Origin of the sequence: Amycolatopsis sp. NPDC051045 (assembly GCF_040682955.1) — a bacterium.
Classification (GTDB): domain Bacteria; phylum Actinomycetota; class Actinomycetes; order Mycobacteriales; family Pseudonocardiaceae; genus Amycolatopsis.
Genome location: NZ_JBFBCC010000059.1, coordinates 1 through 7813, shown reverse-complemented (window position 1 = coordinate 7813; position 7813 = coordinate 1). Strand labels below are relative to the sequence as shown.

The 7813-nt window shown below is 68.1% G+C and carries 6 protein-coding genes and 1 pseudogene; 5 read left to right on the top strand and 2 right to left on the bottom strand.

From position 1 onward, the window contains the following. Positions 1 to 422: 422 nt before the first annotated feature. Positions 423 to 1439 (bottom strand): Lrp/AsnC family transcriptional regulator, encoded by a 1017-nt coding sequence (locus tag AB0M80_RS44060; RefSeq protein WP_364576516.1) that lies wholly within the window; start codon positions 1437 to 1439, stop codon positions 423 to 425. Between the two features lie 91 nt (positions 1440 to 1530). Here AB0M80_RS44060 and AB0M80_RS44055 point away from each other — a divergent pair, with 91 nt between their 5' ends. The 3 genes and pseudogenes from AB0M80_RS44055 to AB0M80_RS44045 form a co-directional block, all read left to right on the top strand. Next, positions 1531 to 2712 carry a M20 family metallopeptidase gene (locus tag AB0M80_RS44055; protein ID WP_364576515.1) on the top strand — a complete coding sequence of 394 codons (1182 nt, stop codon included), beginning with the start codon at positions 1531 to 1533 and terminating at the stop codon, positions 2710 to 2712. Then, positions 2709 to 2909 carry a hypothetical protein gene (locus AB0M80_RS44050; RefSeq protein WP_364576514.1) on the top strand — a complete coding sequence of 67 codons (201 nt, stop codon included), beginning with the start codon at positions 2709 to 2711 and terminating at the stop codon, positions 2907 to 2909. The genes AB0M80_RS44055 and AB0M80_RS44050 overlap by 4 nt, the downstream gene beginning before the upstream one ends. A gap of 159 nt (positions 2910 to 3068) precedes the next feature. Next, positions 3069 to 3206 (top strand): annotated as a pseudogene (locus AB0M80_RS44045) (ATP-binding protein); the annotation flags it as partial. Between the two features lie 91 nt (positions 3207 to 3297). Here the strand turns inward: AB0M80_RS44045 and AB0M80_RS44040 are convergent. After that, the gene (locus tag AB0M80_RS44040; protein ID WP_364576513.1) at positions 3298 to 4128 is read right to left on the bottom strand and encodes a helix-turn-helix domain-containing protein; all 831 of its coding nucleotides are present in this window, start codon (positions 4126 to 4128) and stop codon (positions 3298 to 3300) included. A gap of 490 nt (positions 4129 to 4618) precedes the next feature. Here AB0M80_RS44040 and AB0M80_RS44035 point away from each other — a divergent pair, with 490 nt between their 5' ends. Both AB0M80_RS44035 and AB0M80_RS44030 read left to right on the top strand, forming a co-directional pair. Further along, positions 4619 to 5839, top strand: a complete 1221-nt coding sequence (locus AB0M80_RS44035; RefSeq protein WP_364576512.1) for an IS256 family transposase — start codon at positions 4619 to 4621, stop codon at positions 5837 to 5839. A gap of 102 nt (positions 5840 to 5941) precedes the next feature. Then, positions 5942 to 7531: a pentapeptide repeat-containing protein gene (locus AB0M80_RS44030; protein ID WP_364576511.1), complete on the top strand. Its 1590-nt coding sequence runs from the start codon at positions 5942 to 5944 to the stop codon at positions 7529 to 7531. Positions 7532 to 7813 lie beyond the last annotated feature (282 nt).

Genomic DNA, 7813 nt, shown 5'->3' with positions numbered 1-7813 from the left:
AATCCTCCAGCCCGGCCGCCCACGCCTCGACATCCGCATCCACGATCACAAGGTCAACAGGCTACACCTGTCAGTAACGAAGTGCGGCTGGAGTACTAGGCGCCGGGCGACCTCGTGCTCATGGAACCCGCGGGGCGAACTGCTACGTGGAACGGTTTGTACTCACAGTCAGAACCGAGCTCATCGAGCGCATGGTGATCGTGGGCGAGCGCATCTTCGCGCCGCGCTCGCCGAGTACATCCGGCATCATGACGGTCGACGGCCGCATCGTTCGGGCGAGCTCGTACGCCTTGAAAGCTCCGGTCCGTGCCGAACCCTGGTCTGCCTGATCGCTGTCGCAACCTGGATTGAACGGGCGCCGGGCCGTGGCCGGTTGGTCATCGATGATCGGTCGCCGTCTTCGGCCGATCCGACCGCCGGTTCTAGAACGATGCCCACGGGTCGACGGGCACCACGTCGGTGATCCGGCCGGTGTCGTCGAGCAGGCAGCCCATTCGTTTGGCGGAGTGGAGGGTGACGGCGCGGTCGGTGAGGGTGAGTGCGGGGAGTTTTGCAGCGAGTTCCGCTTCCAGGCGTTGGATGTCGCCGAGGGAGCGCAGCCACAGGGTCATCACGAGGTTGTCCGCTCCGGTGGTGGCCGCGCAGAGGCGGACTTCCGGCAGCTCGGTCAATGCGGTGGCGGTTCGGTGCAGTTCGCCGGGTGGTACCCGGGCCCAGAACGTCGCGGCGACGGGCCAGCCGGTGATGGGCTGGGCGACCTCGCAGCGCAGCGACAGCAAGCCGCCGTCGATCATCTCGTTGAGCCACCGGCGGACGGTGGACCCGCTTTTCGCCGTGCGCGCCGCGATGTCGGCCGCCGGGCTCCGTCCGTCGTCGAGGGCGCGGAGCACGGCCCGGTAGTGGTCCTTCCAGATGGGCCGGGTGCCGGTTCCCAGCGGGACGTATCCCCGCCGCTGCGGTGACAAAGCGTCGAGTCGCCAGTGGTTGCCCTCACCGTAGACGGTGGTGATCGCGTGGGTCCGCGTTCCGCGCAGGCCGGAGAGTTGCTGCAGCTTCTCGAGAACGAGCCGCGACAGCGTCGCCAGATCGGGGGTCAGCACGGTCAGGAACAGGTCTCGGCCGCTGCTGACGATCGAGATCGAGGCGATCTGCGGGACACGGGACAGCACCTCCACCGCCTCCGCCCTGGCGGTCGGCTGGAGATCCACTTCGATGAACGCGTTGCAGTGGTCCTGCGCCCACAGCCGGACGTCGGGATAGGCGGTGACCCGGGCGGATCCGGCCTCGGCAAGTCGCTGCCAGCGCCGCGTCGCGGTGACGGAGTCGACGCCGAGCAGACGGCCGATCTCATGCCAGGTCGCGCGGGGTGCCGCCTGCAGCGCGTGCACGAGCTTGAGATCCGTCTCGTCGGGTATGAGCACATCCTGCATTCCGGCCATCCAGATGAGCGAAATCGTGAGTTTGGCGCACAGCGTCGCACTGGGCGCGATTCTCGGCAAGGAGCCCAGCGACCCCCGAGGAGACCGCCCGATGTCCGTACATGAGGACGCCACCGCGATACGCGACGATCTGATCCGGTTGCGCCGCCGGCTGCACGCCGAACCCGAGATCGGCCTGGACCTGCCGCGGACTCAGGAAAGCGTGCTCTCCGCACTCGACGGGCTGCCGCTGGAGGTGTCAACCGGGGAAAGGCTCAGCTCCGTGACCGCGGTGCTCCGGGCGAACCGGCCGGGGCCGGTTGTCCTGCTGCGCGCGGACATGGACGCCCTGCCCGTGCAAGAGCGCACCGGTCTCGACTATGCGTCCCGCGTCGAGGGGGTCATGCACGCCTGCGGGCACGATCTGCACACCGCCATGCTGGTCGGGGCCGCGCACGTGCTCGCCGCGAGGCGGGACGCGTTGCCCGGAGACGTGATCTTCATGTTCCAGCCGGGTGAGGAGGGCTGGGACGGCTCGGCCGCGATGATCGCCGAAGGTGTGCTGGAAGCTGCGGGAAGGCGACCGGACGCGGCTTACGCGCTGCATGTGTTCGCTTCCGCTGTGCCGCACGGGTTGTTCACGGCCCGCCCGGGCACGACTATGGCGGCCTCCGACGGACTCGAAGTCACCGTCGTCGGCTCCGGCGGGCACGGCGCCCGGCCGCACCGCGCGCACGACCCGATCCCGGTGGTGTGCGAGATCGTCACGGCACTGCAAACCCTCGTCACCCGCCAGTCCGACATCTTCGACCCGGTGGTGCTGACCGTGGGCTCACTGCACGCCGGCATCCGACGCAACGTCATCCCGGACACGGCGAGGTTCGAAGCGACCCTGCGCACGTTTTCCGCACCCGCCAAAGCCCGGATCAAGGACGCCGCCATCACCTTGGCCGAGTCGATCGCGCGGGCACACGGCCTGCGGGCCGAGGTGACCTACCTCGACGGATATCCCATGACCGTCAACGACCCGCAGGAGACGGCGTTCGTCGCCGGCACCATCGGCGAAGTCCTCGGTGAGCACCGCTTCCACCAGCTGGCCGCCCCACTGCCGGGCGGTGAGGACTTCTCCCGGGTGCTGCAACGGATTCCCGGAGCCTTCGTCCTGCTCGGCGCGGGCGACGGCACCGCGGACAACCACTCGCCGCTGGCCGAGTTCGACGACTCGGTCCTGCCGGACGGCGCCGCCGTTCTCGCCGAACTGGCCTTGCGCAGGGGACGGGGCGTGCCGGCGTGATCGTCCTCGTGCTGATGCTGGCCGGCGCCACGGCCCTGGTGATCACCGGCATCGTCCAAGAGCACCCCGACACGGCGATCTTCGGCGGCGTACTGCTCGCTTTCCTCCTGTGGGGCTTGGTCGCCGGCGGGTCCGGCGGGTCCGGCGGGTCCGGCGGTGACGACGACTGCGGCGACGCCGGCGACGGGGACGCCTAGCCAGGCCAAAAATGCCCCTTCCGCCCCGTCGACCAGCTCGGCAGCCCAACCAGGCGTGCGCCTCGGCGATGGCCGCGACCGCCGTCACGTGGGTCGTGACGGTGAGTCCGGCCGCCATCGTGACCGCGGAGCTGGTCGGTCTCGCCATGGTGGCTCCGGGTGCGAGACCACGGCCCGGGCATCCCCGCGGACGCTGTCAGCCATGTCTTCGACCGCTTCTACCGGGCCGGCGCGGGTCGCAGCCGGATGACCGGGGGCAGCGGCCTCGGCATGTTCACCGTCGCGGCGATGGCGGAGCTCCACCACGCTCGCATCCGGCTCGAAAGCATGCCAGGGCGGGACACCTCGATCGAGGTGGTGAAGAGTCGCCCGGCGAGACGTGGCCGGCTCAGCTCAGCGATAGGGCGAATTCGACGTAAGGCCCGGTCTCCTGGGTGCCGGCGGTGGGGACCAGTACGCCGCGCACGCCGCCGGACGGATGACGCTTCTGCTCGGCGGCCCAGGCGAAGAGCGCACCTACCGCGACCTCGACCTGGGACCCGGCGGCCCACCGGCCGGGCGTCTCCTGGCGGACGAACGCTTCCTGGTGGGCGGGCTCTGTGCGCAGGGTCAGATCGGGGAATCCGGCCGCGACCTCGGCGGCCCGGTCTTCGGGCACGGGCCAGCACCATTCCACCGGGCCGTCGCTGTCGCCGCTCACCTCTCCGTGGTAGATCGTGAACGGCGCGCCGGCGATCCCCTCGATGCGCGGCACACCGCCGCGGCGCAACCGGTGGATGAACAGCTCCCGCGTCAGGGGTTCCAGTTCGTCCTGGTGCACCCTGCTGATCCGGCTGAGCAGGCTGCGCTGCGGGATGTCGCGGACAGTGACCTCGTACATGACGGACTTCTTCCCTTGAAGGTGATCAACGAGGTGGCCCACCAGAACGCGCCGGGCGGCGTGCTCGGCTTCGGCGTCGGCCCAGTGAGCCCTGATCGCCTCGGCGGCTGACGCCGGATCCAGGGCCAGGATGTCCCTGATTCGGGCGAGCGGGACTTCGGCCCGGCGTAGCGAGGCCACCAGGCGTGCGTGGTCCAGCTGCGTGACCGCGTACCAGCGATATCCGGTTTCCGTGTCGACGTGGGCCGGCACCAGGAGTCCGAGTTCGTCGTACAGCCGCAGTGCCTTGGCCGACAGCCGTGACAGCCGCGAGAACTCGCCGATGCTGACCATGTTCATGGAGGACTCCTCGTTCCGGGCGGGCGCCCGGTCACGACCACTCTGCGGCTTCCCCGAAGGTGAAGGTCAACCCTCGGCGAATTCGGCGAGCAGGGCACCGGCGGCCGTGATCGGAGATGCGGACGGGCAGGGGAGCTCGACGCGAGTTCCCGAACGACCGATCAGCGGCATGTGCGGACGTCTCAGCGGTGCGTCCGCGTCGTCTTACTTCGGCTCGGGTGAGAACGACGCGGGCACTGTCCCACGGGATCGTGGTGCCGGCACCTTCGTGTTCATTACTCGCCGGACCAGCGCTCGGAACGGGGCGGGAGCAATGCTTGAAACCTGCGGATGGGCCGGGAGGGGGCGTACCTTCCCGGTGACCCATTGAGGTTTCCAAGCATGGCCGACGCGCCAACGTCGGCCGGGAAGGTACGACCCGATACTGAGCGTAGTCCCTGATCCTGCTGCTGGTGATGACGGTGCGGCGGGCGGCTCGTCCGCGTCGTCGGTGATCGATGAACTCGTGCGCGAAGGCGCGCGGCGGATGCTGGTCGAGGCGCTGCAGGCCGAGGTCGAGGCCTATATCGCCCGGTTCGCCGGCGAGCGCGACGAGCATGGACACCGCCTGGTGGTGCGCAACGGCCACCACCAGCCCCGCGAGGTGCTCACCTCGGCGGGGGCGGTGGAGGTGACCGCGCCGCGGGTCAACGACAAGCGAATCGATCCTGACACCGGGCAGCGGCAACGCTTCTCCTCAGCGATCCTGCCGCCGTGGGCGCGCAAGACCCCGAAGATCACCGAGGTGCTGCCCTTGCTGTACCTGCACGGACTGTCCTCGGGCGACTTCGTGCCCGCACTCGGCCAGTTCCTCGGGTCGGCGAAGGGCCTGTCGGGCCCGGTGATCACGAAGCTGACCGAGCAGTGGCGCGCCGAGCAACGCGCCTTCTGCGAACGAGACTTGTCCACTGTGGACTTCGTGTATCTGTGGGCGGACGGGATCCACGTCAACATCCGCCTGGAGGAACACAAGCTGTGCCTGCTGGTGATGATCGGCGTGCGCGCTGACGGCCGCAAGGAGCTCGTCGCGCTGACCGACGGCTTCCGCGAGTCCACCGAGTCCTGGGCGGATCTGCTGCGCGACTGCAAGCGTCGCGGGATGCGTGCCCCGGTGCTGGCCGCCGGCGACGGGGCGCTCGGGTTCTGGGGCGCGCTGCGGGAAGTCTTTCCCGAGACCCGGGAGCAACGCTGCTGGTTCCATAAGATCGCCAACGTCCTGGCGGCACTGCCCAAGTCCGCACACCCTGGAGCGAAGAAGGCCCTCGCACAGATCTGGAACGCCGAAGACCGCCGGCGCGCCCTCGACGCCGTGACGGCGTTCGATGCCGCCTACGGCGCGAAGTTCCCCAAGGCCGCCGCCAAGATTACCGATGACGTCGAGGAACTGCTCGCGTTCTACGACTACCCGGCCGAGCACTGGATCCATCTGCGCACCACCAACCCCATCGAGTCGACCTTCGCCACCGTGCGGCACCGCACGAAGGTCACCAAGGGCCCCGGCTCGCGCGCGGCCGGGCTGGCCATGGCGTTCAAGCTCATCGAGTCAGCACAAGCCCGCTGGCGCGCGGTGAACGCGCCCCACCTGGTCGCCCTCGTCCGCGCCGGAGCACGCTTCGAAGCAGGCAAACTCGTCGAACGACCCACCGAACACACCCCACCCGCAGCCGCCTAAAAGATCTTCATCCACAGTTCTTGACAATTGCTCCGGGGCGGCCACCCTGCACTCGGCCGGAGCAGTGACCGCGGGAACGTGTGGTCGTAAAGTAACCGCGATGTGAAGGAACGAAATGCGATTTCGGACAGCCGCGCTGACGACCAGGGCAGGGGCGTGACGCCGTCTGCTGGCGACCTTCCACCGCTGACGCGGGAGAACGGCTCGACCTTCGAAGTTCTGCGATCAAGCACAGTCGTGTGGCTGGCGGTCGTCATGGTCGTGATCGGCGTCGGTGCTGCGGCGTCGCTGGTGCTTGCCTTTGGAAGGGGTGACCCGCGGAACAGCCTGGAGGCGATCAAGACCGCTGGCACGATCGTGGTCGGCTCCGGTGGTGCGGTCGCCCTGTGGCTCGCGGTTCGCCGCCAGCGGACTGCGGAGCTGGCCATCGCACAGAAGGATCGCGAGTTGCGGCAGAAGGACCTCGACCAGGCGCACACCGCCCGCGAGGCGGTGGAACGGCGGGTCACCGAGCTGTACACGATGGCCGCCGCCCAGCTCGGCTCCGAGCACGCGCACGTGCGGATCGCGGGCGTCTACGCACTGGAACGTCTTGCGCAGAGCAACCCTGATCAACGCCAGGTCATCGTCAATCTGCTTTGTGCCTACTTGCGCATGCCTCACACCACCGATGACACCGGCTCGACGGATCCCGACCCGGACCGCGAACTGCGCGGAACTCAGGAACGACAGGTTCGGCTGACGGCCCAACGCCTCCTGGCCACGCACTTGCGGCGAGACCAATCGCGCGACGGGTTCTGGCCTGACATCACACTGGACCTGGTCGGCGCCACTCTCTTCGACTTCGACCTCGACCGCTGCCGTCTGCGCGGCGCCACATTCGACGGTGCCCGGTTCGACGGTCGCGCTGAGCTCAGTCTGGCCGAGTTCACCGGCCCGGTGTCGTTCGACAACGCCCGGTTCACCGGCGGCGCCCGGTTCATCAACACCGTGTGGGCGGAGTCCGCCACCTTCACACGGGTACGGTTCGACCAGGAGGCCAACTTCGAACAAGCCACATTCCGGTCGAAGGCCACCTTCGACTCAGCGTTATTCGAGGAGACCACCGACTTCTGCGGTACGCGATTCGACTTCGTCTGGTTCGACAACGCGCACTTCGTGAAAACAGCCATGTTTGACGGTGCGCGGTTCGCGGGCCGTGCTCAGTTCGGTGCAGACAAGTACACCGCACCCCAATTCGACGGTCGAACCTTCTTCCGTGCCGCGCGGTTCGATCAGCACGTGGTTTTCGGTGGCGCTCGATTCGTCGACAGCGTCTTATTCGACGACGCGGTCTTCCACGAGTTCGTCGGTTTCAATGACGCGGTTTTCGCGGACAGTGCAATCTTCACCGAGACGAAAATGCTTGCCGAGGCGAGGTTCCGTAGAACCCGCTTCGACGGCCAAGCTCTGTTCGGCGGTTCGGAGTTCGGCCGACACGCCAACTTCGACAACGCCCTGTTCGGCGGGGAGGTCAGCTTCAGCAAGGTGACGTTCACCGGCACCGCCACCTGCGAGGGCGCATATGCCCGCCTGGACGTGGACGACGTCCGCACCTGGCCAACCGGTTGGCTGCTCGCCACGCCGCCGACCCCGGACATGAAACGGCTGTCTGACCTGCCAGGCCGCTGGGGCCGCCTGTACGACTGGTAACGATCTCAATCCCTTGACCCACCCAGCTGTGGTCCCGAGGATGCGGCCGACGGTGGCGCCGAACATCCGCTCCTCGGCTACTTAAGACTGGGCGGCAGGATCGGGTCCGGCCAGACTCTGGTCCAGGTGCTCGGTGAGTCGCTCGCTCACAGCGGCTGCCCGCCGGTGTCATTGGTGTGGCTCTCACGGCATGTGTCTCGCCGAGCACCGCGCGAGGAGTGGCTGAAAAGGGGTCTGTTCTGCTCAAAGTAGCGGTGCCCTCCTTGCTGACATCGACGTGCT